This is a genomic window from Streptomyces sp. S3(2020), assembly GCF_013044505.1.
Taxonomy (GTDB): domain Bacteria; phylum Actinomycetota; class Actinomycetes; order Streptomycetales; family Streptomycetaceae; genus Streptomyces.
This window is the reverse complement of the sequence record NZ_JABERD010000005.1, coordinates 99,587-123,707: the sequence shown is the minus strand read 5'-3', so window position 1 is coordinate 123,707 and position 24,121 is coordinate 99,587. Positions and strand designations below refer to the sequence as shown.

The window sequence follows — 24,121 nt, the reverse complement described above, 5'->3', positions numbered from 1 at the left end:
GCCTCACCCCCGCCCGCCCGGCCAGCCGTCTCCTCCCTGCTCAACGGCTTCAGAGCAGGCGTCGCCCGTGCCGAGGCCCGAACCACACAAGGAGCGTCATCGTGACCACCGCCGTCCAGAGTTTCGGCTGGCTCATCTCGGAGTTCGCACGCACCACCGACGGTGTCACCGACGCCGTCGCCGTCTCCTCCGACGGCCTCCTCATGGCCGCCTCGGACACCCTCGGCCGAGATCGCGCCGACCATCTCGCCGCCGTCGTCTCCGGCATCACCAGCCTCGCCCAGAACGTGGCGTCGACACACGGTTTCCGCGGCATGAAGCTCGTCATGATCGAAATGCTCGGCGGTTTCCTCCTGGTGGGCCGCATCCGCGACGGCAGCTGCCTCGGCGTCCTGGCCGCCGAGGGGTGTGACGTCGGCCTGGTCGGCTACGAAATGGCCGTCCTCGCCGACCGCGCCGGCGAACTGCTCACCCCGCAGCTGGTACGCGAACTCCACGCCGCGCCCGCGTGAGTCACAGGCCGGCCTTGGCGGGACGCGTCACCTGGGGTGTCTCGCCGTCCTCCAACCGTGGCAGCCGCCGACGCCGGAATCACCAGGGCCGGAGGCGGTGCAGTCGTCGCGGCGGTCACGATCGTGCTCTTCCGTACCCGTCATGCCCGGCCAGGGCCTGAGGGGTGGCACCGGTCGCGCGCCCCACACCCCGTGCCTGCCGAAGCAGCGTGGCCCCGAGCGGGGTCAGCGTGTGCAGGACCGTCGGGCCGATCTGCCGACTGGTTGTCAGCCCGGCGTCGCGGAGCACCGAGGCGTGCCGGCTGGCGGCGGACGGCGAGACCCCCACGACCTGGGCGAGCTCTCCCGTGGTCAGCCCGTCCGCGACGCACCGCAGGACTCGCGCGCGCGTACCTCCGAGCAGCGCGCCCAGCGGCACGTGTTCCGCGGGAAGCGGTTCCTCGGGCTCCGCCGGATGGTTGAGCGGGTACGAGAGCACGGGCGGCAGGGCGGGGTCAGCCAGGGCGACAGGCGTTCCCCACGAGAAGTACGTCGGCACGATCCGTATGCCACGTCCGCGCAGATGGAGATCGCGGTCCGTGCGGTAGTCCACTTCGAGGACCGGCCGTCGCCAGTGGAATCGAGGACCCAGGCTCGACAGCAACCCCTCGACACCCCCCGTCAGCAGCGCGCGGGCGAGGAGGGCGCGGTGCGCGACGATCCCGCCGGCCACACGGTCCGTGAAAGGAGCGACGGCCACCGCGTGGTACCGGCGGATCAGCTCGGTGAACTCCCGCCGTTCGGGCCCCTGATCCAGCCGCAGTGCCCAGGAAGGCACCGGGGAGACGCGACTCAGGAGCCGCAACTCGGCGCGGATGTCACGTCGGGGCATACGGAGCATGCCGTCGAGGGCCGCCGTGATCCCGCCCTCGGACTCCTGCGGCGTCAGGAAGTCGGGCAGGTACGGCCCGAGGGCGTACAGCGGGAACAGCACCTTGCGCACGGGTCTCGCCAGACCGGCCGCGTCGAGGTCGGCCCGGACCGTGCGATGCCAGGCGGCGAACTGCCAGCGGCCACCGCGCGACTGCAACCGATGGAGCGTCGACAGCACTTCCCACATCGGGTCCGGCTCCGCGGCGACGCGGACGCGCGCGAGGTCGACCTCCGTGAAGTGAATACGGAGCATGCGATTCCCCCCGAAGAGCTTCACGTTTGCGCTGAGGCGCAAGAGTGTGGCGCCGATGCCGGGGCCCTGCCAAGGTTCGGCCAGGCCAAGAAGGTGCCAAGGCTCAACCAAGTGTTCGGCCGCGCCAACGGGAGGACATCGCGTGATGACGAAGAGAGCCAAGGCGACCGCCGGCGTTGTCGCGGCCCTGACCGCCGGAGTACTCGCCCTGAGCGCCGGCCCCGCGTCGGCCAGCGGCACCTACAGCGGCCTGGCGTACGTCTATGGTGGCGGGCCGTTCATCGACGACTGGAACAACGAAGGCATCGTGGACCAGAGCCACAACACCACGTCGAACGCGACCTGCCTGTGGCAGAAGGTTCTGTGGGCCGACGGCATTCTCGAAGCCGGCGAGGTCGACGGCGACTTCGGGACCGTGACCGCTGCCGCGACGAGGCTGTGGCAGTCGCGGTACACCAGCGCCACTCCCGACGGGTCGGCCGGGCGGATCACCTGGACGGCAGCGGGCCGAAACCTGTACAACTCCGACGGCTGGCAGAGTGGCAACACCGTGAGCTACTACCAAGGGATCTCGCACTACTTCTACCTCAGCCGCGACAGCAACGGCTACTACCACTTCCCCGACTACTGGGGCGATGACCGAGCTGCCGGATACAACTACCGGACCTGCTAGGCCGTGTCCGCCGGGTCAGGACAGCCGAAGTCGTAGACAGGCACGGGGGACCAGGGGCTGGTGGCGGTGGGCTCGTTCGCCGCTGCTCATACGCGTCGTCGGGCCGATGCCGTGGAGGAAGGGGCGTGCGTGGCGGCGAGGGCCGCGTCGGCGGCCCGCAGATGCCGGGTGACCGGGCCGAAGGAGATGAGGCCGCTCCCGGCGGCGGACTCCGCTTCGGCGGCGGCCAGTTCGGCGCGGGCGCGGCGCAGCACCGGCTGATGCCCCACGGACGCGGCGGCCCGGATGAGGACGCACCACAGGGCTTCCTGGAGGAGGTCGTGCGGTGGGCGGGGGACCTCGGCGAGCGCCCGGCGGGCCTGTTCGGTGGCGCCCGACGCGGCCAGGAGCAGCGGGTCGAGCCAGGGCCGGTACGGGCCCGGGTCCAGGTGCGCGAAGTCGTCCGGGCCGGGCAGGGCGTCACCCCGCATCACCGGCACCAGCGCGACAAGGACGGCGGCTCCTCCGGTGAGGCCGGGCATGCCGCAGTCGGCGGTCTCCGCCAGGACCCGGGTGTAGTCGGCGCGCGCGGCCGACCAGCCGTCGCTCTCGCAGGTGCGCAGAGCCCGGTACCAGGCGGTGAACACGGTCGCGAGCGGCCGCTCGTGGCGATGGGCGAGCCGGTCGATCTCCTCGGCTTCCGTGTCCGCCGCCGCGAGATCGCCGAGTCCGGCGAGCGCTTGGAGGCGGATCAGGCGGCCCAGGACCTCGTGTCCGGGCAGCTGGTGGTCGCCGGCCAGCCGGGTCAGTTCGGTGCCGAGGGCGTCTCGGCGGGCGGCCGACCCGCAGGTCGCGAAGGACTGCATGAAGGCGCCGTTGAGGGCGAACGCGAGGAGCGCGGGGTCCTGGAGGCGGCGGGCGAGGCGGACGGCCTCCTCGGCGGCACGGTGCGCGCGCAGCCGCCACGGTTCGGCCATGGGAGGTTCGGCCACCCGGGGGAGTGCCGTGTCGGCGGCGGCGTCACCGCGTGACTCGACCGCGACGACCGACAGCAGACGGGCCCGCAGGGCGGGCGGTCCGTCCGGACCGAGCCGGGCGGCGGCGCGGGCGGCGGTCCGCGCCAGTTCGCCGGCGTCCTCGGGGACGTCGGCGCGCGTCCACACGGCAGGGACGTCGTAGGAACCGATGATCCTGGCCGCCAACTCGTCGTCGCCCGTCGTCTCGGCCGCCGCGACCAGGTCCCGGCGATGCTCGCGTGCCTCTTCCAGGCCGTCGGCGCCGGTCACCGCGAGGTCGCGCAGCAGGCCGGCCGTGGCGTGCAGCCGGGCACGGGACCGGGCGGGCACCGAGCGGTCCCATGCGGCGGCCGTGCGGTCCCAGATGCCGCCCGCCGCTCCGGCCGACTCGGTCGCGGAACCGGCTCGGTCGCTGAGAATGCGGGCCTCGGTGCGTGCCAGAGCGGTTCCGCCACCGGGGCCGTAGGCGCCGACGAGCGCCTGGCGGGCGTGCCGCAGCGTGTCCAGGGCCTCGCCCCGCCGCCCGGACCGGTCCAGCGCGGTCGCCAGCAGCACCCAGCCGTCCTCCCGGCCGGGGTGCGCGGCGACGTGGGCGCGCAGGTCGGCGACGGCGTCCCGGGCGGCACCGGTGGTCACCAGGGCGTCGGCGCGCCGCTCGACGGCGTCCAGGCGCAAAGCCTCCAGCCGGGCCTGTTCGGCGGCGGCCCACGCCACTTCGGCGAAGTCGGCGAGGACCGGCCCGCGCCACCGGGCGAGCGCCTCGTCCCACAGGGCGACCGCCGCATGGGGCGCGGCTTCGGCGGCCCGTGCGGCGGTGTCCTCGAACCGCCAGGCGTCGACCACGTCGCGTCGGGCGCGCAGGGCGTAGCCGGGGCCGTCGGTGACCAGCAGCCGGGACGGGCGGCGGGCAGGACGTGCGGGTTCCAGAGCCCGGCGTAGCGCCGCGACGAACGTACGGACCGCGCCGATCGCGCCGGCCGGGGGTTCGTCCTCCCACAGGTCGGCCACGAGCTGGCCGACGGGCACCACCCGGCCCCGGGCGATCAGAAGCCGTCCGAGGACCTCGCGGTGGCGGGGCGCGCCGAGCGGAAGGGGCGTGCCGTCGGGGTCCCACGCGGCGACCGGTCCCAGCAGCCCGAACTCGACGCGCACCGGTTCGAACTCGACGCCCACCGGTTCGAACTCCATGCCCACGGCGTCGTCCCTTCGCGGGCGGCGCCGTTCCGGGGTGCCGCGTGTCCACTCATCGATCGCTGATCCGGGGCCCGCAACCTGGGTGCCGTCCCGGGGCGCCCCGGCGCCCACTCTGCCACGAGCCACAGGAGTCGCTGTGACACACCCGAGCATTCCCGGATTCACCGAGCACCGCGTGCCGGTCGGCGACGGCGTCACGCTGAGCGCCGCCGTCGGCGGCACCGGCAGCCCCGTCGTACTGCTGCACGGTTTCCCGCAGACCCACCTGATGTGGCGGCACGTCGCCGCCGACCTCGCCGCCGACCACACCGTCATCTGTCCCGACCTGCGCGGCTACGGCGCCAGCGACAAGCCCGCCGAGAACGGGCCGCGGACCTACGCCAAGCGGACCATGGCCCGGGACGTCGTCCGCCTCGCCGCCGAACTGGGCCACGACCGCTTCACCCTGGCCGGCCACGACCGCGGTGCCCTGGTCGCCTTCCGCGCCGCGATGGACCACCCGCGGACGGTGTCCCGCGCACTGTTCCTCGACGTCCTGCCGACCCTGGACATGTGGGACGCCCTGCGCGGGGTGAACGCCGCGGTCGGATTCCACCTCTACCTCATGGCCCAGCCCCCGGGCCTGGCGGAGCAGATGATCGAGGCGTCCGCCGACACCTTCTTCGCCTACTTCCTCGACGCCTGGACCAACGCCCCCGACGCGATCCCCGCCGACGTCCGCGACCACTACCTCGCCGCGTCCGCCGCGGCCGTGCCCTCCATCGTCGCCGACTACCGCGCCTCGGCCGGCGTGGACGTGGCGCACGACACCGAGGACAGGGAGGCCGGCAACCGGCTGGCCATGCCGGTCACCGTCCTCCAGCAGGACTGGGGCGCGGCCCTCGGCTACCACGCCCAGGGGCTGTGGAGCGCGTGGTCCGACGATCTGCGTCACCGCACCGTCTCGTGCGGCCACTTCATGGCCGAGGAGGACCCCAAGCTGATCGCCGACGAGATCCGGGCCCTAGCACAGCGCTGAGCGCAGCGGGGCAGCAACGTGCGTGGCCAGAAGGGGTAGTTGGAGGTCATGCCGGGTAACTGGGCGGCGGCCAGGTCCGGATCGTCCGGTACACGACGCAACCCCAGTCGCTACTTCTGCCGCGCCGCCGAGCGCTTCGGCTCCCGCTCCTGTTCGGCGGCGGTTCGGCGGTGAAGCCGGTCGCGGGCCACGAGTTCGACCGTCAGTGCCAAGGCGATCGCCTCGACCGCCAGCAGCGCGATGAGCACGACAGGTGTGGTTCGCGGTGATCCGCCGCCCCGCCGTGCGGGTCGCCACGGCGAACATGAGGAACAGGAAGCCGAGCAGGGCCGCGGTGTGCCGGACCGCCCAGACGATCACCAGGGACACCACGGCCAGTTGCACCGCCGCCCGCGCGCCCGCCACGGCTATCTCGCGGGCCCGCCGGTAGGAGCCGTCCGGCGACAACCGGAACCAGGCGGCGCTCGCGGCGCCCACGAGCAGCAGCAGAACCAGGGCCACGGCCAGTGCCGTGTTGACGGGCAACAGGGTCTCGACGGCGAGGCTGGGCACGGGGAGATCCTGGACGACGGTCACCAAGTCGCCCATCGAGAGAACCGCGCTCGACGTCCCTCCAGAACCTTGCGATGCGAGGTATCTGGCCCGTTCGGCGACCCTGTTCCACTCGCATCCGGACGTCGCCCATGCGCCCATCCCGGATCTGGCGCCCGACCAGGTGTGCCTCGCGGTGGCGGCCGGAGACGCGATGCCCGCGCCCGTGGCACGGATCCGGGCGAATAGAATCAAGCGCATGATCCGATCATCCCGCGGCACACCTACCCTCGGGATGTGGCGGCGCGAAGCGGGCACCGTGGTGCGCCGGGCGGTTGAGCTCCCGCAGTCCGATGCCGTGCCGTTCGCTGTCATCGCCGGGTCCCAGGTCGTGCGGGTGCCGACGGAATGGGCGCCGCACGCGCATCCTCTCCATGAACTCGTCTGGGTGCGCGGGGGGACGTTGACCTCCCGGGTGGGGGACCGCGTCTTCACCGTGGTCGAGGGGCATGGACTGTGGATGCCCGCCGGAATCGTGCATGGAGGCCGGGCGACGGCGGGTGCCGAGTTCCACGGCGCGTTCTTCGCTCCCGAGCGCACTCCGGTGGCGTTCAACGAACCACAGGCGATCATGATGACGCCGCTGTTGGAGTCGCTGCTGGGCCATCTGTCGCGTACCGACCTCGATGAGGCGGCCAGAGCGCGGGCGGAGGCCGTCGTGTTCGACGTGATCGAGCCGTCGCACCGGCAGCTGACGTTGCAGTTGCCCGGCGATCCCCGGATCGACGCGATCGCCGAAGCCCTGCTGGACGATCCCGCCGACGACCGCTCACTGGAGGAGTGGGCTCGGCACATGGGGACCAGCGACCGCACGATCACTCGAGCCTTTCGCCACACGACAGGTCTGTCCTTCGCGCAGTGGCGGCAGATGCTGCGGGTCCATCGGGCGCTGATGCTGCTGTCCGAGGGCTTCGACGTGATGACGGTCTCCGAGGTTCTCGGCTATGCGCAGCCCAGTTCCTTCATCGCCGCCTTCCGGCGCGTCATGGGCACTACGCCGGGCGCGTTCTTCGCGGCCGAGGGGACCGCGGGGAGTGTCCGGAATCCCGTATCGGCTGACCGGAACTCCTGATTGTCGACAGGGCGGGCGGAATATAGCCTTCATGCAGTTAGGTAACCCTTAGTTGGTGCTCGCCGTGAACGGTGTCGTCCGTGCGCGGTACCGCGTGCTGCCCGGCCGGTGAAGTCCGGGCAGAGGGTGCCGTCGTCCCCGACCCCCGAAGTGTGCGGACCCATCGATGTTCACCAACCCCCGATCACCTGTCGGCGCAGCCAGAGCTCCAGCCGACCCCGACACCCCGGTCGGTGCGCTCAACGGGCGCGGCCTGGAGCTCGGTTACGGCGGCAAGCCGGTCGTCCACGGCGTGTCCCTCACCCTCCAGGCCGGCCGCGCGACCGCCCTGGTCGGACCGAACGGCAGCGGGAAGTCCACCTTGCTGCGGGCACTGTCCCGCCTGCACCGCGTGGACGCCGGCCACCTCACACTGGGCGGCGCCGGACAGCAGGAGCGGGACGCGGCCCTCCTCAGCCCGCGCCGGTTCGCACGGGAGGTCACGCTCTTCTCCCAGTCCAGACCCGCGCCCCAAGGACTGACGGTTGCCGAGGTCGTGGCGTTCGGCCGGCACCCCTACCGGCGAGGCTTCGCCGGACCCACCACCGAGGACCGGGCCGCCGTCCAGCGCGCCATGACGGTCACCGGGGTGCACGACATGGCCGGCCGCCCGGTCGGTGAGCTCTCCGGCGGGGAGATGCAGCGCGTCTGGCTCGCCGCCTGTCTGGCCCAGGACACCGGCGTCGTCCTGCTGGACGAACCGACCAACCACCTGGACCTGCGCTACCAGATCGAGACGCTCGACCTGGTGCGCGATCTCGTCCAGGAGCACGGCGTAGCGGTCGGGGTCGTCCTGCACGACCTCGACCAGGCGGCACGCGTGGCGGACACGCTGGTCCTCATGCACGCCGGCCGCGTGCACGCCGTCGGCCCACCCGCCCAGGTCCTCACCGCCGAGAACATCAGCTCGGTCTACGACATCCGCGTCGAGGTCGGAGTCGACGCCCGGACAGGCCGTCTGCGCATCGACCCCCTCGGCCGCCACCCCTCCTGACCCAGCAGGCCCCTCGCCGCGGGCGACCACTGCTCTTCACCCACCCCAAGAAACGAGGACTCGCCATGAACCGTGCCCGTCGTCTGGCGGCCGCAGCCTCCACAGGACTCACCCTGCTGGCCGCAACGGCCTGTGGAACGACCGACGTCGACAAGGCCACGGCCGCGAGCAGCGCCGGCGCGTCACCCGCGTCGAAGAACTGTGCCGACGACCGGACGACCACGTCGACCGAGCCGGTCTCCTTCACGGACGGCGTCGGCCGCAAGGTGACGCTGGACAAGCCCGCCAAGCGGATCGCCGTCCTCGAATGGCAGCAGATCGAGGACGCGCTGACCCTGTGCGTGACCCCGACCGCGGTCTCCGACGCGAAGGGCTACAACACCTGGGTGAGCGCGGAGACGCTGCCCGACGGGGTCACGGACATCGGCACCCGCGAGGAGCCCGATCTCGACACCCTGTACGCGGCCGACCCGGACCTCATCGTGGTGGAGGCGTTCGACGCCGACGACGAGATGATCGCGAAGCTGGAGAAGCGGGGCGTGCCGGTGATGGCCACGCGAGGCGCGGATCCCGACGACCCGATCGGGAACATGCGCAAGGTCTTCAGCATGATCGGCGAGGCGACGGGACGCACCGAGCGGGCCGACCAGGTGCTCGAGGAGTTCGACCAGCACCTCGCCGAGGCGAAGCAGCAGGTCACCGACGCGGACCTGCCGACCAAGGACTTCCTGTTCTTCGACGGATGGCTCCAGAGCGGCAACCTCACCGTCCGCCCCTACAGCGACGGCGCCCTCTTCACCGAGATCGGCAAGGAACTGGGCATGACGCCCGCGTGGACCAAGGACGTCAACAGCAAGCACGGTGACGGGGGCGTCGACCCGTCCTACGGTCTCGCACAGACCGACGTCGAGGGCCTGACCGCCGTGGGCGACGCCAACCTGTTCTACGCGAACGACGAAGGAGCCGGCGGTTACGTGGCGGCCCTGCGGAAGAACCCGATCTGGAAGTCCCTCCCGGCCGTCGAGGAGGGCCGCGCCCACGCCTTCCCGGCCCGGGTGTGGGGCGCGGGCGGACCGCGCTCCTGCGAGCAGGCGATCGACGCCTACGTCGACGTCCTCGACAAGAAGTGACCACAGCACGACTGGCACCGCCGCAGGAAAGGCCGCTGCCCGCTTCCGAGCGCGGCGGCGGCCCCGCCGGCGTGGCCGTCCTGGTCGCCCTTACGGCCGCGACGGCGATGGTGGGCCTGTGGCATCTGACGCAGGGAACGTCGGGTGTCGGCTTCGCTGACCTGGCGCGCTATGCCGCGGGACAGCACGAGAGCACGCAAGGGGTCCTGGTCGGCGAGATCTTCACCGGCTCACGCCTGCCGCGCCTGCTCGCGGGCCTGGCCGTGGGTGTCGCCCTGGGCTGCGCGGGCACGCTGCTCCAGTCCGTCACCCACAACACGCTCGCCTCCCCGGACACGGTCGCGGTCACGGCCGGGGCGTATCTCAGCATCACGTGCGTCGCCGCTCTCGGTGTCTCCGTGCCGCTGTGGGCCTCGGGTGCCGTCGCGTTCACGGGCGGTCTGCTCGCCGCCGGCGTGGTGCTGCTGCTGGCGGGCCGGGCGGCGGGCACGGCGGGCACACGCCTGATCCTGGCCGGGTCGGCGGTGGCGATGGCCCTGGACGCCGCGACCGGGATGCTGCTCATCCTGTTCTCCAAGAACACCACGGGGCTGTTCGCCTGGGGGAGCGGTTCGCTCGCGCAGCTGAACATCGACGCCTCGGCGCGCGCCTTCCCCGTCGTCACCGTGGTGCTCTGTGTCGCCCTGGCGCTGTCCAGGCGGCTGGATGTGATGCATCTCGGCGATGACGCCGCCGCCACGCTGGGCGTACCGATCCGCAGCACCCGTGTGTGCGCGGTGATCTGCGCGGTGCTCCTGACCAGCACGGCGGTCACGCTCGCCGGGCCCATCGCCTTCGTCGGTCTCGGCGCACCGGTGCTGGCCCGCCTGATTGCGAGCCGGATTCGAGCGCTGCGCGGGCATGCCTTCCTGCTGCCCGCGGCGGGTCTGCTGGGCGCGCTGCTCATCCTGCTCTCGGACGCTGTACTGCGCGCGGTGCAGGGCGCGGACGGGGCCGCCTCCATCCCCACCGGCGTACCGACAGCACTGCTCGGCTCGATCGTGATCGTCGTGCTCGCGCTGCGCCTGCGCGACACGGGCGGGGTGCGGCAACCGCCCCCGGCGCGTGTCGCCGTGCGGTCGCGGCGTGCCTTCCTCGTCGTCGTGTCGGGTGCGGCGGCGCTGCTCGCGGTGGCGGCTGTCGCGTCCGTTCTGGCGGGCAGCCTGTGGCTGCGGACGGGGGACATCGCGCTGTGGATCCAGGGGAGCGCTCCGGACCTCATCGGCCAGGCGCTCGACGACCGGGTGCCGCGGGTGAGCGCCGCGATCGTCGCAGGCGCCGCGCTGGGACTGGCCGGATGCGTCGTGCAGAGTTCGGTGCGCAACCCCCTCGCGGAGCCGGGTGTGCTCGGCATCACCGCGGGCGCCGGCCTGGGTGCGGCGGGTGTCGTCACCTCGGGTGCGTCCGGCGGGCGGCCGCTGCTCATCGCGGTCGCCGTCACGGCCGGCCTCGCCACCTTCGCGGTGATCTCCTTGCTCTCCTGGCGCGGTGGCTTCCTGCCCGACCGGTTCGTCCTGATCGGCATCGGCATGGGTTACGGCCTCAGCTCCCTCACCACCTTCCTCCTGCTGCGCGCCGACCCCTACGACACACCGCGGATCTTCACCTGGCTGTCCGGCACGACCTACGGACGGACCTTCGCCGACGTCGTACCGATCGCGGTGGCGCTGGCGATCGCCTTCCCGGTGCTGCTGTGCATGCGCGGCCGGCTCGACCTGCTCGCCGTCGACGAGGACACCCCACGCGTCGTCGGCGTCAGGGTGCAGCGCACCCGTTTCGCCGCGCTGGCGATCGCCGCGGTACTCGCCGCGCTCAGTGTGATCGCCGTGGGCGTCGTCGGCTTCGTGGGACTTGTCGCCCCTCACCTCGCCCGCTCGCTGGTGGGCGCCCGGCACAGCCGCGCGATTCCCGTCGCGATGCTGCTGGGCGGCCTGCTGGTGTGTGTGGCGGACGCGCTGGGCCGTACGGTGATCGCCCCCGCCCAGCTACCGGCCGGCCTCATGATCGCTCTGGTGGGAGCCCCGTATTTCGTGTGGGTGCTCAGGCAGTCCCGCGCATGACGGAGATTCCGAGCTTCCGTACCCTTCTCCGTCCTCAAAGGAGTGCCGGCATGCCGTCCTCACGCCAAGCGCCCATGCGGTACGTCGTCGTCCCCTTCGAGCGTGCTTCCACACCGCTTCTGCTGCGGCGGCACGGACTGCATGAGGTGCCGGAGCGCTGGCATGCGGTGGACCGCTCCGCGCACGCGCCCGTCCTCGTGGCCGTTCCGGGCGAGGACGGGGAGCAGTGGATCGCGGCCGCCCTGGTGACGGCACGTCCGGGTACCGCTTACCTGAAGATCGTCGACGCCGTCGGCGATGTGCCCGCGGCCGCCGCGGCCGTCATCGCCCACGCCCGCGAGCAGCGGCTGGCGCAGGTCAAGTGGGAAGGATGGACGGCAAGCCCCGAAGAGGCCGCCGCCGCGGGTTTCACGGCATTGGACCCTCCGCTTGCGCAGTCCGACGGCGCGTCAGGGCCCCCTGCCGGATACGTCCGCTGGCTGGGCGGCGGCGTGGTCGAACGGCCTCCCTACTACGGGCAGAGCACACACTTCACCTGCGGTGCCGTCACGGCTCTCGTCGCCCAGACGCACGCGGGCATCCTGGTGGGCGAAGACCTGGACCGCCAGGCGGAGTTGACCCTCTGGCGGGAGGCCACCAACTTCCCCGCCTGCGAACCCGTCGGACTGGGCGTGGCCGTGCGCAGACGGTGGCCGTCATCGCACGTCACCGTCCATCTGGACACCGACCGGCCGGTCCTCCTCGACCACCTAGACGAGAAGGAACAGGACTGGCGTGCCGTGCTTCAGCGCAGCTCTCGCGCGCACGCCGACCGCATCGGTGTGTCCGTCGACCCGCGTCGCCTCGCACTGCCCACGGTCCGTGACCTCATCGGCCGGGGCCAGCACGTGCTGCTCCTGCTCTCCCTGGCCGAGATGCAAGGGTTCGATGTGCCGCACTGGGTCCTGTGCCACGGCGCCGTGGAGGGAGCGGTGGTGATCGACGACCCCTGGGCTCAGGCCGCAGCGGGGGACACGTGGGTCGACGCCCACCTCCTCCCGGTGCCGGAGGCGAGGCTCGACGCGATGTCGACCATGGCGTCGGACGGTTTCCGAGGTGCCGTCAGTATCGGGTGACCGCTCGGGTGACCGCGGGGAACTGCCGCCCGCTCTATCGTGCGTTGCCGTCATGTCAGTGCCCTCAAGTAGTCTTCTGGCCACCACTCACCTACGGGGAAGACTCAGAGAATTGACTGACCTGTCCGCTTTTCCGCTGCCTTTTCAGGCTTCCCGTTCCATAGAGTTCGCAACACCCCGCACACTGCGTGAACTTGAGATGTTGGAGTGCAGTTCACAGATTCGGGCGAAGCCGCGATGGTTCGACAAGATGAACGACGTCGACATCGTCGCCAGGTGGACGCGAGAAGCGATCGCCCAGGGCCTCACCGAAGCACAGGTCAACTATGTGCTGGCCGAACTTCGGCATTACGCCGCGCTGCGCGACGCACGAACCGGCATCGAGGTGTCCGCTGTTGATGGAGTGTGGCAGTCGGACACCCTCATCGACGACAAACTCGGAATGCGGCTGCGCGAGGCGGTACAGGCTCTGGAGCAGGTCCCCGAAGCGGAACAGGACTGGCATCCCGGATCCGACGGCCTCGTACTGGATCTGGTCCATCCCTCACTCTTCTGCCTCGTGAGAGAGACCGGCGGTGCACCCGAGCGTGCCTGGCGCAACCCGACGGACCGGTACTCGAAGCACGAGTTCTCGGAGAAGTTCCAGTGGCTGCCGACGGACGTGGACGTCAGTGCCGACGGCGCTGTCTCCTTCCGGTCGTACGTCAACAACGTCCATCCCGAGACGCATCGCGAACTGGTCTCCGTGCTACCGGACTTGTTCGCCCGCTTCCGGCCGCTCTGGGAGAACGTGCTGACCGACCTGCGTCACCCGCGACCACTGCGGATCGAGGCCGATCCGTACGGGTGGTACGACTCGGAGCCGGAGTTCCCGGACAAGTCCTCCTACAGCGATGACGAGGCGTACGCCGAAGCCCGCCGGGTATGGGGAGCGGCCCAGGACGCCTGGTACGAGAACCGCCGTCCGATCATCCCGGATGCCCCCGCCTTCACCCCGCCCGAGGCGCCTGACGTGTCCTCCCGAGTCGACCTGCGTGGCCGCTCTCTCCAGGTCATCGTCAAGATCGCCGCCATTCATCTCACCCCGGACACACCTGAGTACCCCGGTGGCTCCTGGCATGTCGAGGGGATGATGAACGAACGGATCGTCTCGACCGGCATCTACTACTGGGACAGCGAGAACATCACCGAAAGCAGCCTGAGTTTCCGGGCGGCACTTGACGACCCGGACTACGAGCAGAACGACGACAACGGTCTGCGTGAGGTCTACGGCCTGGAGAACGAAGACGCGCTGAACCAGGTACTCGGATCGGCATCGACCCCGGCGGGCCGTTGCCTGGCCTTCCCGAACATCCTGCAACACCGCGTCGGTTCATTCCGCCTCACGGACCCGACCCGTCCGGGATATCGCAAGATTCTCGCGTTCTTTCTGGTGGATCCGTCAGAAAAGATCGTCTCGACATCCGATGTGCCACCGCAGCAACCGTGGTCCGAATCCTCGACGATGACACTTGAACAGGCCAAGGAATACCGCGAACAGCTCATGCAGGAACGCAAGTTCTTCGTCGACGAGCACAACCAAGAGCTCTACGAACGAGAATTCTCCCTCTGCGAACACTGAACACCGAGCCTCATTCGCGGCGTGACTTTCCCGCGGACCAAGCAGCGGCGTCCGCCGCCCTGACAGATGCCGGTCCCGCCCCGCGACGCGCTTGAGTTCTCCTTCGTCGGCCGGGTCCACCGGCCGACGGGGCCCTCCCGCCCGAGCGACGGGAGAAGCCACGCCGAACCATGAGACGCGCCGGTTCCTGCCAAGCGCTTCCGTGTACGTGGTACCGGATCTCGTCGCCGATCAACGCTTCGAGTCGGCGTAGAGCCACTGGGTCACCTGCATGAGCGCCGCGGGGCACCGGAGGGAGACACCGCGCTGTGGTGGTGCTGCTCAGCGGACCAGTTCGGCGGGCTTGGTGGCCTTGCCCAGCAGCCACTCCAGCGGTCCCCGCCGGAAGAAGCGCGACCAGAGCGACGCGAACACCGTCACCGCGACGATGAAGCCCAGCAGTACGTGCAGGGGAGAGCCCGGCAGCTCCTCGATCCCGAGGAAGTGGATGCCGACGATGTGGAAGACGTACGCGGTCAGCGACATCGAGCCGACCGCGATGACCGGGCGGACCAGGCGGTGAAAGCCGGGGAAGGCGTCGACGGCGGCGAGGCAGGCCACCAGTACGGCGACCGCGACACCGACGTTGCCCAGGACGGAGAAGGTCGTCTCGCTGTGCGGCGAGGCCACCAGGAGCCCCATCGGGGTGCTGCCATCGGGGTAGCCCCAGGTGTCGGACCACCAGGCCGACGCGGCCGAGCCACCGCCCCAGGCTCCGGCACTCAGCGTCGTCAGAGCGCCGGGCACCAGGTGCAGGGCCAGCCAGGAGCCGCCGTATCCGAGCACGGCGAGGCCGACCCCGGTGAGCGCGAGGCGTATGCGCACCACGCCGGCGGCCAGGTCCAGGCGGGCCACGGCCATCCCGGCGACGACGAAGGGGATCCAGGTCAGGGCCGGGTAGCTCCCGGTGAACAGCAGCGAGACGATGCCGTCGGCTCCCGCGGGCCAGGCCCAGACGCCTTCGACGCCGTCGGCGGGCAGCGCGTGCTGGATGACGTACAGGACCTGCGGCAGGACCAGCGCGCTGCCCGCGGCGATGAGCGCGAGCGGGAGGGCGCGCAGCCGGTACAGCGGCAGGACGATGAGGAAGTACAGGCCGTAGAAGGCGAGGATCACCTCGACCGGGGTACCGCTCAGGGTCAACGCGGTGCCCAGGGCCAGCAGGACCAGCGCCCGGATCACCACCTTGGCGACCGCCTGGCGGCCCGCCCGGCCCGTCTTCGGGGTGCGGCGGCCGGTCATCAGCATGATCGAGAAGCCGGCGAGGAAGGCGAACAGCGCGGAGGCGCGGCCGTGCGCCAGGTCCATGACGTTCCCGATGAAGCCGCCCCGGGACGGGTCGGGGCCGACGTGCGCCGCGTACATCCCGAAGACCGCGAACCCCCGCGCGAGGTCCACGCCGATCAGGCGGCCGACCGGGACACGTCCGGTCTCCGGAGCCTTGGACTGTGTGTTCTCGGCGGCCCCGGGCGGGGCGGCGGTGGGCGCCGTGTGATCTGCGTTCTGGGTCATGCTTCCAGGCTGGAGAGCGGCCGGGCCGCGCAGTATCCGGCGACTGTCCGGTCCGACCCCGCCACCCGGCGGGTACGGCCCCTGCCGGGCAGGGGCCACACCCGGGCACTCGATGAACGCGTACGCGGCCACGACGATCATTCCCGGAGTGGCGTCCACACAGTCGAGGGCGAGGACCGAGCGCCAGGTCCCGTAGAGCCGGCCGGTCCCGGATTCCCCCCGCCCGGCTGGAACCCTCCCCCCGACCGGCGGGAACGTCCCGCCGCTCCGCCCTGGACGGCGTATCCCGGATCTACGGTCGGAACGGTGACAATCGACATCGACGTGCGGCCGGCGCCGCGCGCACAGGGACGGCGAGATGGGACGCGAATGATCCGGGTCATGGTGGTGGACGACGAGGCGCTGGTGCGCTCCGGCTTCAAACTCATCCTGAGCGCGGCCGACGACATCGAGGTCGTCGCGACCACGGCCGGCGCGCAGGCGGTCGACACCGTGCGCAAGGAAGACCCCGACGTCGTGCTCCTGGACATCCGGATGCCGGACGTCGACGGACTGACCGTGCTGCGTCAACTCCGCGCTCTCCCCGAGCCACCGGTGGTGGCGATGCTGACCACGTTCGACGCCGACGAGTACATCCTCACCGCGCTGCGCTCGGGTGCGGCAGGGTTTCTGCTCAAGGACACCGAACCCGATCAACTCGCCCAACTCGTGCGCACGTTGGCCGCGGGCGGGGTCGTGATGTCACCCAAGGCGTCCCGCGCCGTCTGGCAGAGCCACCCCGGAGCGGCGACCCTCGACGACGAGGACAGCGCCCGCGTCGGCCGGCTCACCGAGCGCGAGCGCGACGTGCTCGTGCTCATCGCCGAGGGCCTGTCCAACACCGACATCGGTGCGCGCATCCACCTCAGCGCGGGCACCGTCAAGGACCACGTCAGCGCGATCCTCACCAAGCTGCGTGTCGGCAGCCGGGTCCAGGCGGCGCTCCTCGCACAGCGGGCCGGCCTGCTCGACGACGGACGACGGCGCCCGGAGTCCGGCCGATGACCGCACCCGAGGAGTGGTGGGCGCGGATCCCCGCCCCGGTCATCGACGCCGCGGTCGTCGCGGTCGCCCTCGTGGACGTTCTGCTCAGCCTCGGAGACGCCGACCGCGCCGCGCAGGCCATGGCAGCGCTCGCCTGCGCCGCGCTCGCCGTGCGACGGCGCTTCCCGCTCGCGGTGTTCCTGCTCACGCTCCCTGCCAGCCTCATGCTGGACATCGTGTTCGCGCCGTTCGCGGCCCTGTTCACGCTGGCCGAGCGGTCCCGCGACCGCCGACTGCTGATCGTGTGCGCCGTGCTGTTCGCACTCGCCTCCGCAGCCCCCTGGCCGCTGAACGACCTCACCTCGAACGACCGCACCTGGACCCTGGTCTACTTCTTCTACACACTCGCCACCGCCGCCGCTCCCGTTCTGCTGGGACAGCTCCTCCAGGCCCGCCGCGACCTGGCCCGCCGCCTCGCCGAGATCGAGGAGGCCCGCGAACACGAGCGCCTGCTGCACTCCCAGGCCGTCCTCGCCCGCGAACGCGCCCAGCTCGCCCGCGAGATGCACGACGTCGTCTCCCACCAGGTCAGCCTGATCGCCGTCCAGGCCGGCGCCCTCCAAGTCGCGGCGAAGGACCCGGACTTCAAGGAGGGCGCCCGCACCATCCGCTCCCTCAGCGTCGACACCCTCGACGAACTGCGCCACATGGTCACCCTGTTGCGTGCCTCCGGCGGCCGGAGCACCGAACTCACCCCGCAGCCCACCCTCGCCGACCTGCACAAGCTCGTCACGACCAGCGGCATCGACACCGAACTGACCGGCGAACTGCCCCCCGACGTCAGCACCACCGCCCAGCGCGCCGTCTACCGCACCGTCCAGGAAGCCCTCACCAACGTCCGCAAGCACGCGCCCGGCGCCTCCGCCACCGTGCGTCTGTGGCATGCGGACGACGGCTCCGCCTTCGGCGTGACCGTCACGAACACACCCCCCACCCGCACCTCTCTGCCGCTTCCCGGCTCCCAGCAGGGCCTGATCGGCCTCAAGGAACGCGCCGAACTCCTCGCCGGCACCCTCGAATCAGAGCCCACCCCGGGCGGTGGTTACGAGGTGCGTCTGCGGATCCCGGCGCATGGGAGTGCCTGAGAGGGGCCTACCGGTTGCCCGCGTCGTCAGAGCCCCGGAGTCCTCACTTGGTCAGTGTGGAGGCGAGTGCCTCGGTCGCGTCCACGAGTTCGTCGTCGTGCTCGGCCAACAGACGCGGGATGACGCCGCGTTGGGCGCGTACGGCCCGGCGGGCGGCCGACTCCCACTCGACATGGTCACCGTGGCGGCGTCGGAGCTTCGGGTAGGCGGCGGCCGTGGTCTCCCATTGCCGGGCGTCGGCTATGTTCCGCAACAGGCGCAGGATCTGCACCCGGCACGTCGTCTGCGGACGCTGGGCCAGGTCCCACAGGAAGGGGACCGTGGGGGCGGTGGCCTGTCCGACGACGAACCCGTGCCGGCAGATCCGGTGCCGCAATCGGTCCAGCGCGTGCTGCGTGGCGGCCTTGTCGCCCGAGGCGATGGCGGCGAGCAGGTAGGGGATGGCGGCGGCGGACCCCGACACGTCCTCGATGTCGCTCCAGGGTACGAGCGCGACGTCGTGGAGCGTGGTGCTCTCCTGCGGCTGACTCATGTCAGGCGCGCGCCGGTGTGGGCAGCATGGCCCAGACGGTCTTGCACAGGGGTGTGTGGCGGGTCCAGCCCCAGTGCTGGGCGAGGGCCTCGACGATGAACAGGCCGCGGCCGTGTTCGCTGATCAGGTTCGGCGAGTGCGTCGGGTGCGGGAGTCCTTCGCCCTGGTCGGTCACGGCGCACACCAGGTGGGTGGTGCGGCGCGTGAGCCGCAGCCATACGTCGGACTCGGTGTCGTCGGGCGTATCGCTCCTCCGGCCGTGCAGCACGGCATTGGCGGCGAGCTCGGAGACGACGGTCAGCGCGTCGTCCCGGTACTCGTTCAACTCCCACGCGCCCAGGACGCGTTCGGTGAACTCGCGCGCCTGCGCGCATCCCTCGGTGGTGCCGGGCAGGCGCAGGGTGGCGCTCCGGGCGGTGGGGCGCGATGCGGCGGTGAGGGGCGCGACCCGCTGTGCCGGGAGCACGGTCGGGCCAGACCAGGGTGCTGGGCGCGCGGGCTGCGACACGGCATCTCCTGAGGTGACGTCAGGGCGTCAGAACTAGGTGCCAGCAAGGACGTTGGCGACGGGGTTATTATCCACGTCGACAGCCAGCCCGTGCAATTTCACGAGAAATTGCACGTGTGGATCGAGCCAGTCATGCGCGAGGAGACTGCGGTGCCATCAGTTCCGAACGGGGTGCGAGCGAGTTCACTGGACGTCCGCTGGACCAAGAGCCGACACAGCAACGCCGAGGGCAACTGCGTCGAGGTGGCGACCCTGGCCGAGGGAGGTGTGGCGATGCGCAACTCCCGTGATCCGCACGGCCCCGCGCTGGTCTACACGTCCGCCGAGGTCGCGGCCTTCCTCGCCGGTGTGAAGGACGGCGAGTTCGACGGCCTGATGTGAAGTCCGGCGCCGCGATGTGAAAGCCGTGATGTGAAAGGGGACGCGCGCCGTCCGCCCCGTGCTCGTGTCCGGACATGCGCGTAGCGGCCAACCGGTGCGATAATGCGGGCTGTTGCCTTCTGCCCACCGGGAGTCAGGATGCCCTCCGAGTCACCGCGTGTCTCCCGACTCGAACCGTACCTGCGGCGCACCGAGCCCGCACCGACCTTGCTGAAGATGCTGGTCGGCGTGCAGCTGGCGGGCCTGCGCGAGGACACCGGTATGGCGCAGGAACAGGCGGCGCGGGCCATCGGGTTCAGTCCGGCGAAACTGTCCCGCATCGAGGCGGGCAAGGGCCGCCGGCCACCCACCGAGACCGATGTCCGCGCGCTGCTGGACCTCTACGAGACGGAGGAGCACGAGGCCTCCGTCCTGCTGGAGCTGCTGCGGCGGGCCGGTGAGCCCGGATGGTGGCAGCGCTTCGACAAGCGGTTGATGCCCGAGTGGTTCGACCGGCTCGTCGGGTTGCAGGAAGCGGCCGATTCCATCCGTACGTTCGAGATCCAGTACGTTCCCGGACTGCTGCAGACACCGGCCTACACACGCGCCGTCATGGAGCGCGGCCTGCCCGCCGCCCCGAGCCGCGAGGTGAACCGCCGCGTGGAGCTGCGCATGAAGCGGGCGGAACTGCTGGAACGGCCGGACGCGCCACAACTGTGGGCGATCGTCGACGAGTCGGTGCTGCTACGGGTCCTGGGCAGCCGCGAGATCATGCGCGAACAGCTGGAACACCTCATCGAGATGGCCGAGAAGTCACACGTCACCGTCCAGGTCGTACCCCTGGACGTGACCAATGCCTCCGCACCCGCCATCCCGGTCACATACCTGCGCTTCGGCGGCCTCGACCTCCCGGACATCGTCTACCTGGAGCACATCAGGAGCGCCACGTTCCTGGAGGACCGCGACGAGACCGAGCAGTACCGCGTGGCGCTGGACCAACTGGCCGACGACGCCCTCAGCCCCCGTGACTCCCTCGACCGTCTGCGTGAGACCGTCAAGCTGCGCTACGGGGACCGGTGAGCCGGGGCCGCTCCGTCACAGGATGCGGCCGCATCCGCCGAACTCGACCCATTCGTGGGTCAGTTGACGCGGCGCCACTTCGCTGTCGGGCCGCCAGGTGGACACCTCCACCAGGCCGGGTTCGAGGATCTCCAGCCCCTCGAACCACTGCGCGACGTCCTTCTCCTCGCGCACCCGACCCCAGTGCCCCTGCGTGGCCTTGTCCATGAAGTCGGTGACGAAGTCCCGCACCTTGGGGTCCTCGCTGACCAGTTGGCACATCACCAGGCAACTGCCGGGCGCGAGACGCTCGGTCACCCGCTTCACCACCGCGAGCGGGCCTTCCGTGTCGCTGTCCGGAATGCAGTGGAACACCGAGTTGAACAGCACGCCCACCGGCTGCGAGAAGTCGATCAGCCGCTGGGTGTCGGGGTGGGAGAAGATCACGTCGGTGTCGCGCATGTCGGCCTGGATCACGGCCGTGCGGTCGTTCTGGTCCAGCAGGGCACGGCCGTGCACCAGCACCATCGGATCGTTGTCCGCGTACACGACGCGTGAGGTCGGATCGATGCGCTGGGCGACCTGGTGCACGTTGTTCTGTGTGGGCAGACCGGACCCGTGGTCCAGGAACTGCCGGATGCCGTACTCCTGCGCCAGCGTCCCCACCACCCGTTGCAGGAAGCGCCGGTTGTTCAGTGCCAGTGCCCGAGTGCTGGGCACCACCTTGTCCAGTTCCTCGGTCGCGGCACGGTCGACCGCGTAGTTGTCCTTGCCGCCCAGGTAGTAGTCGTACATGCGCGCGGCCGTCGGAACCGTGGCGTCGATCTTGGTGGACAACCGCTTCCCGGACTCCATCGTCTCCCCAGTCACGTACCGCACCAGCCCGACCGGTGGCGCGTCAGACAACACATCCTAGGGACAAGACAGTTGGCGCAACCACCGTCTGGACGAAGTCCCGGCGACGGCGGTTCACCTCTGTTCGCGTCGGTTGCGCAGGCTCAGGGCGATGGCGGAGACGAGAAACCACCAGGCGCCGAAGCCGGAGTATCCGGCGACGCCGGACAGGCCGCTCGTCGCCGAGGCGGACATGGCAGCGAAGGACGCACCGGCGAGGACGGACAGCCCACCACTGATGATCATGGGCCACTGGGCGCCGACCGTACGTCGGCGCCGGATCGCCACGGCCAACTGGATCGCTCCGGACAGCAGGGCCCACAGGCCGAAGACGAGCAGGACCGTTCCCACGGTGGAAAAGACGGCAGCGATCATCACGACGGTGGTGGCGAGGCCGAGCGCCACATTGACGGCACCGGCGCGGTCCGTCGAGCCGGTGCCCGTCATGCGATGTTCGAGGCGCGTGGCGATGACGTCCCACAGGGGGTAGAGGACGAGCAGCACGGCCGAGACCGGTGTGGGCTTGTCCGCCGACACGAGCGAGGCGGAAGTCGTGCCCAGCAGAGTCACCCAGATCAGGGAGAAGGCGGCGCGGATCAGATAGAGCGAGCGAAGCCCGGTGAGGGTCGGCGTGGTCGCTGTCGTGCTCGAAGGCAGGGCGGTCTGAGTCATCCGGTGTCCCGTTGTGTATGGGTGATGGTGTGAGGCGGTCGCCTCGCTGAGGAGTCTCAGTGGCCTGGGACGAGGCCGCGTACTTCGAACGAAGTACTTCTGCCGTCTGCCCGGAATCCTGCCCGGAATCCTGCCCGGAATCCTGCCCGGAGTCCTGTCTGGATCCTGCTTGGAATCGATCGCGTTCCGCCGATCCGATCACCCGGACCGGGCGAGCCTTCTACATCGTTCGAAGTACGCGGCCGCCCCACGGGTGGACGACAATCAGGTCATGGTCAAGGCGCGGAACAAGCACGACGGGCCCGTCGCACCCCTGTGGGTCCGCCGCCCCGAGGTGCTGCACCTCGTCGCCTATGCGCTGGCCGCGCTGGTGTTCGCCGGTCAGATCGCGGCGGTGATCCTGCGGGGGTCGGACGGGCCGACGGTCCTGGCCGTGCTCCTCGCCGGTGGCGGCGTCGCCCTGTCGTGGTGGCGGCCCTGGGCCGGGCTCGTCGTGACGAGCGCCGCGTCCTTCGCCGTCACAGCGGTCGGCCACGACCCCCTGTCGGTGTGGATGATGGCCGTGCTCGTGCTGTTCTCCATCACGCTTGCGGGTAAGCAGCCGCTCGTGGGGACAGGCATCGTGGCGGCGTTCTTCCTGGGCGCGTTCATGACGCTGGGAGGCTTTCGTGGCGGCGCGATCGTGGGAGCCGCCGCACTCTTCTCAGCCATAGCCGGAGGCGCGACAGGGGCTGCTCTGCGGATCCATCGAGAGCACTGGCGGACCCTGGAGGAACGGGCCGAGAGCGCGATAGCCACCCGCGAGATCGAGGCCGTCCGACGGGTGACCGAGGAACGGCTGCGCATCGCCCGGGATCTCCACGATGTCATCGGCCACCAGGTCGCACTGCTGAGCCTGCATCTCGGTGCCGCCGAGATCGGGTTGCCCGACGACGCCGAGTCCTCCCGGCAGGCGCTCGACTCGGCCAGGTCCAGTGCCCGCACCGTCGTCGTCGAAACGCAACGGATCCTCGCGCTCCTGCGCCTGGGGGACGAGATCTCCGAGGACGAGGCGCTACGGCCCGCCCCGGCGCTCAGCGGTCTGGAAGGCCTGATTGCCTCCTTCGAGAGCATCGGCCTCGACGTCCGTTCCTCCATCGACATCCCGGCCGGTGCCGTGGAGCCCGGCGTCGGCGTGACGGTCTACCGGGTCGTTCAGGAGGCCCTCACCAATGCCCACCGGCACGGCGAGGGAGCGGCGACGGTCGAGGTGCGCGAGCGCGACGGCCGGATCTGCGTCACCGTGGACAACCGCGTCGCCCCCTCACCGCACGGCACCGGGTCGGGCAGCGGACTGGGACTCCTCGGCATGCGCGAACGCGTCGAGTCCTCCGACGGGCGGCTGACGATCGACAGGAACGACGGGCGATTCCGGGTCCACGCGGAGTTCCGCCTCCTGGAAGCCGGCGTCCGATGACCCGGATCCTGATTGTCGATGACCAGGACGAGATCAGAGCCGGCATCAAGGCCGTGCTCCGCGTCGACCCGGATCTCGTCGTCGTGGGCGACCTTTCCGATGGACTCCAGGTCGTCCCGTTCCTCCGGGACCACCCCGTGGACCTGGTCCTGATGGACATCCGCATGCCCGGCATCGACGGTGTGGAAGCCACCCGCCGCATCCGCGCGGAGCACCCGCCCGAGCACGTGCGAGTCGTCGTCCTGACCACCTTCGACCAGGACGACATCGTGCTCGCCGCCCTGCGCGCGGGCGCCAACGGCTTCCTGAGCAAGACCGTCAGCCCCGCGGAACTGGTCGCCGGAATCACCGAGGTCGTCCGCGGCGGTGGCGCACTCTCGGCCGCCGCGACGGCCGCACTCATCGGTCACATGACCGACAGCCCGCCCCCGGTCATCGACCGGGAGCTGCTGCGACGCTTCGACGCCTTGACCCCCAGAGAACGCGACGTGGTCGTCCTCGTGGCCGGCGGTCTCAGCAACGACGAGATAGCGGCCCAGATGTCGGTGTCGCCGTTCACCGTGAAGACCCACGCTGTACGGGCCATGACAAAGGTCGACGCACGTGATCGAGCACAACTCGTCTCCTTCGCCTTCCGGGCCGGCCTCTACCCCTGACGGGGCGGTACAGCGGGGAAAGCCGGAGAGCGCGAGCTCTCCGGGAC

Annotated in this window: 23 protein-coding genes and 1 pseudogene; 15 read left to right on the top strand and 9 right to left on the bottom strand. The window is 70.7% G+C overall.

Going from position 1 to position 24,121, the window contains the following annotated elements:
• Positions 1 to 101 precede the first annotated feature (101 nt).
• Positions 102 to 512, top strand: a complete 411-nt coding sequence (locus tag HLK59_RS03615; RefSeq protein WP_171139703.1) for a roadblock/LC7 domain-containing protein — start codon at positions 102 to 104, stop codon at positions 510 to 512.
• Positions 513 to 627: 115 nt separating this feature from the next.
• Here HLK59_RS03615 and HLK59_RS03610 read toward each other — a convergent pair whose 3' ends face one another.
• Positions 628 to 1,677 (bottom strand): winged helix-turn-helix domain-containing protein, encoded by a 1,050-nt coding sequence (locus HLK59_RS03610; protein WP_171139702.1) that lies wholly within the window; start codon positions 1,675 to 1,677, stop codon positions 628 to 630.
• A gap of 145 nt (positions 1,678 to 1,822) precedes the next feature.
• Between HLK59_RS03610 and HLK59_RS03605 the strand changes: the two genes are divergently transcribed.
• Positions 1,823 to 2,350, top strand: coding sequence for a peptidoglycan-binding protein (locus tag HLK59_RS03605; RefSeq protein WP_206326728.1), 528 nt, complete (start codon positions 1,823 to 1,825; stop codon positions 2,348 to 2,350).
• 86 nt (positions 2,351 to 2,436) lie between these two features.
• Here the strand turns inward: HLK59_RS03605 and HLK59_RS03600 are convergent, their stop codons facing one another.
• Entirely contained in the window at positions 2,437 to 4,533 is a 2,097-nt protein-coding gene (locus tag HLK59_RS03600) for a BTAD domain-containing putative transcriptional regulator (protein WP_206326727.1), read from the bottom strand.
• A 142-nt stretch (positions 4,534 to 4,675) separates the two neighbouring features.
• Here HLK59_RS03600 and HLK59_RS03595 point away from each other — a divergent pair, with 142 nt between their 5' ends.
• Entirely contained in the window at positions 4,676 to 5,557 is an 882-nt protein-coding gene (locus HLK59_RS03595; protein ID WP_346779640.1) for an alpha/beta hydrolase, read from the top strand.
• Positions 5,558 to 5,667: 110 nt separating this feature from the next.
• Here the strand turns inward: HLK59_RS03595 and HLK59_RS03590 are convergent, their stop codons facing one another.
• Positions 5,668 to 5,805, bottom strand: a complete 138-nt coding sequence (locus HLK59_RS03590) for a hypothetical protein (RefSeq protein WP_171139699.1) — start codon at positions 5,803 to 5,805, stop codon at positions 5,668 to 5,670.
• A 10-nt stretch (positions 5,806 to 5,815) separates the two neighbouring features.
• Positions 5,816 to 6,145: pseudogene (locus tag HLK59_RS50780) on the bottom strand (ABC transporter permease); the annotation flags it as partial.
• A 238-nt stretch (positions 6,146 to 6,383) separates the two neighbouring features.
• Between HLK59_RS50780 and HLK59_RS03580 the strand changes: the two are divergent.
• From HLK59_RS03580 to HLK59_RS03555, 6 genes are all read left to right on the top strand, one after another.
• Positions 6,384 to 7,220, top strand: a complete 837-nt coding sequence (locus HLK59_RS03580) for an AraC family transcriptional regulator (RefSeq protein WP_171139718.1) — start codon at positions 6,384 to 6,386, stop codon at positions 7,218 to 7,220.
• Positions 7,221 to 7,386: 166 nt separating this feature from the next.
• Positions 7,387 to 8,253, top strand: a complete 867-nt coding sequence (locus tag HLK59_RS03575; protein WP_171139698.1) for an ABC transporter ATP-binding protein — start codon at positions 7,387 to 7,389, stop codon at positions 8,251 to 8,253.
• A gap of 65 nt (positions 8,254 to 8,318) precedes the next feature.
• Positions 8,319 to 9,383, top strand: a complete 1,065-nt coding sequence (locus tag HLK59_RS03570) for an iron-siderophore ABC transporter substrate-binding protein (RefSeq protein WP_171139697.1) — start codon at positions 8,319 to 8,321, stop codon at positions 9,381 to 9,383.
• Positions 9,380 to 11,482 carry an iron ABC transporter permease gene (locus HLK59_RS03565; protein ID WP_171139696.1) on the top strand — a complete coding sequence of 701 codons (2,103 nt, stop codon included), beginning with the start codon at positions 9,380 to 9,382 and terminating at the stop codon, positions 11,480 to 11,482. The genes HLK59_RS03570 and HLK59_RS03565 overlap by 4 nt, the downstream gene beginning before the upstream one ends.
• Positions 11,483 to 11,532: 50 nt before the next feature.
• Positions 11,533 to 12,597, top strand: coding sequence for a peptidase C39 family protein (locus HLK59_RS03560; protein ID WP_171139695.1), 1,065 nt, complete (start codon positions 11,533 to 11,535; stop codon positions 12,595 to 12,597).
• A 112-nt stretch (positions 12,598 to 12,709) separates the two neighbouring features.
• On the top strand, positions 12,710 to 14,218 hold the full coding sequence (locus tag HLK59_RS03555; RefSeq protein WP_171139694.1) for a DUF4246 domain-containing protein: 1,509 nt from the start codon (positions 12,710 to 12,712) through the stop codon (positions 14,216 to 14,218).
• Between the two features lie 321 nt (positions 14,219 to 14,539).
• Here the strand turns inward: HLK59_RS03555 and HLK59_RS03550 are convergent, their stop codons facing one another.
• The gene (locus HLK59_RS03550; protein ID WP_171139693.1) at positions 14,540 to 15,769 is read right to left on the bottom strand and encodes a DUF418 domain-containing protein; all 1,230 of its coding nucleotides are present in this window, start codon (positions 15,767 to 15,769) and stop codon (positions 14,540 to 14,542) included.
• Positions 15,770 to 16,150: 381 nt separating this feature from the next.
• Here HLK59_RS03550 and HLK59_RS03545 point away from each other — a divergent pair, with 381 nt between their 5' ends.
• Together HLK59_RS03545 and HLK59_RS03540 are read left to right on the top strand one after the other, a co-directional pair.
• Positions 16,151 to 16,813 (top strand): response regulator transcription factor, encoded by a 663-nt coding sequence (locus HLK59_RS03545; protein WP_240982174.1) that lies wholly within the window; start codon positions 16,151 to 16,153, stop codon positions 16,811 to 16,813.
• Positions 16,810 to 17,937: a histidine kinase gene (locus HLK59_RS03540; RefSeq protein WP_171139692.1), complete on the top strand. Its 1,128-nt coding sequence runs from the start codon at positions 16,810 to 16,812 to the stop codon at positions 17,935 to 17,937. The genes HLK59_RS03545 and HLK59_RS03540 overlap by 4 nt, the downstream gene beginning before the upstream one ends.
• Before the next feature lie 43 nt (positions 17,938 to 17,980).
• Here HLK59_RS03540 and HLK59_RS03535 read toward each other — a convergent pair whose 3' ends face one another.
• Positions 17,981 to 18,469: a hypothetical protein gene (locus HLK59_RS03535; protein WP_171139691.1), complete on the bottom strand. Its 489-nt coding sequence runs from the start codon at positions 18,467 to 18,469 to the stop codon at positions 17,981 to 17,983.
• Between the two features lies 1 nt (position 18,470).
• Entirely contained in the window at positions 18,471 to 18,977 is a 507-nt protein-coding gene (locus HLK59_RS03530; protein WP_346779639.1) for an ATP-binding protein, read from the bottom strand.
• 150 nt (positions 18,978 to 19,127) lie between these two features.
• Here HLK59_RS03530 and HLK59_RS03525 point away from each other — a divergent pair, with 150 nt between their 5' ends.
• Positions 19,128 to 19,358 (top strand): DUF397 domain-containing protein, encoded by a 231-nt coding sequence (locus HLK59_RS03525; RefSeq protein WP_171139690.1) that lies wholly within the window; start codon positions 19,128 to 19,130, stop codon positions 19,356 to 19,358.
• Positions 19,359 to 19,496: 138 nt separating this feature from the next.
• Positions 19,497 to 20,417 (top strand): helix-turn-helix transcriptional regulator, encoded by a 921-nt coding sequence (locus tag HLK59_RS03520; protein WP_171139689.1) that lies wholly within the window; start codon positions 19,497 to 19,499, stop codon positions 20,415 to 20,417.
• A 15-nt stretch (positions 20,418 to 20,432) separates the two neighbouring features.
• On the opposite strand, the gene HLK59_RS03515 is transcribed toward HLK59_RS03520, so the two are convergent.
• The gene (locus HLK59_RS03515) at positions 20,433 to 21,251 is read right to left on the bottom strand and encodes an SAM-dependent methyltransferase (protein WP_171139715.1); all 819 of its coding nucleotides are present in this window, start codon (positions 21,249 to 21,251) and stop codon (positions 20,433 to 20,435) included.
• A gap of 114 nt (positions 21,252 to 21,365) precedes the next feature.
• Entirely contained in the window at positions 21,366 to 21,962 is a 597-nt protein-coding gene (locus tag HLK59_RS03510) for a DUF308 domain-containing protein (protein ID WP_171139688.1), read from the bottom strand.
• A 271-nt stretch (positions 21,963 to 22,233) separates the two neighbouring features.
• Between HLK59_RS03510 and HLK59_RS03505 the strand changes: the two genes are divergently transcribed.
• Positions 22,234 to 23,418, top strand: a complete 1,185-nt coding sequence (locus tag HLK59_RS03505) for a histidine kinase (RefSeq protein ID WP_171139687.1) — start codon at positions 22,234 to 22,236, stop codon at positions 23,416 to 23,418.
• On the top strand, positions 23,415 to 24,074 hold the full coding sequence (locus tag HLK59_RS03500; RefSeq protein ID WP_171139686.1) for a response regulator transcription factor: 660 nt from the start codon (positions 23,415 to 23,417) through the stop codon (positions 24,072 to 24,074). The genes HLK59_RS03505 and HLK59_RS03500 overlap by 4 nt, the downstream gene beginning before the upstream one ends.
• Positions 24,075 to 24,121: the final 47 nt, after the last annotated feature.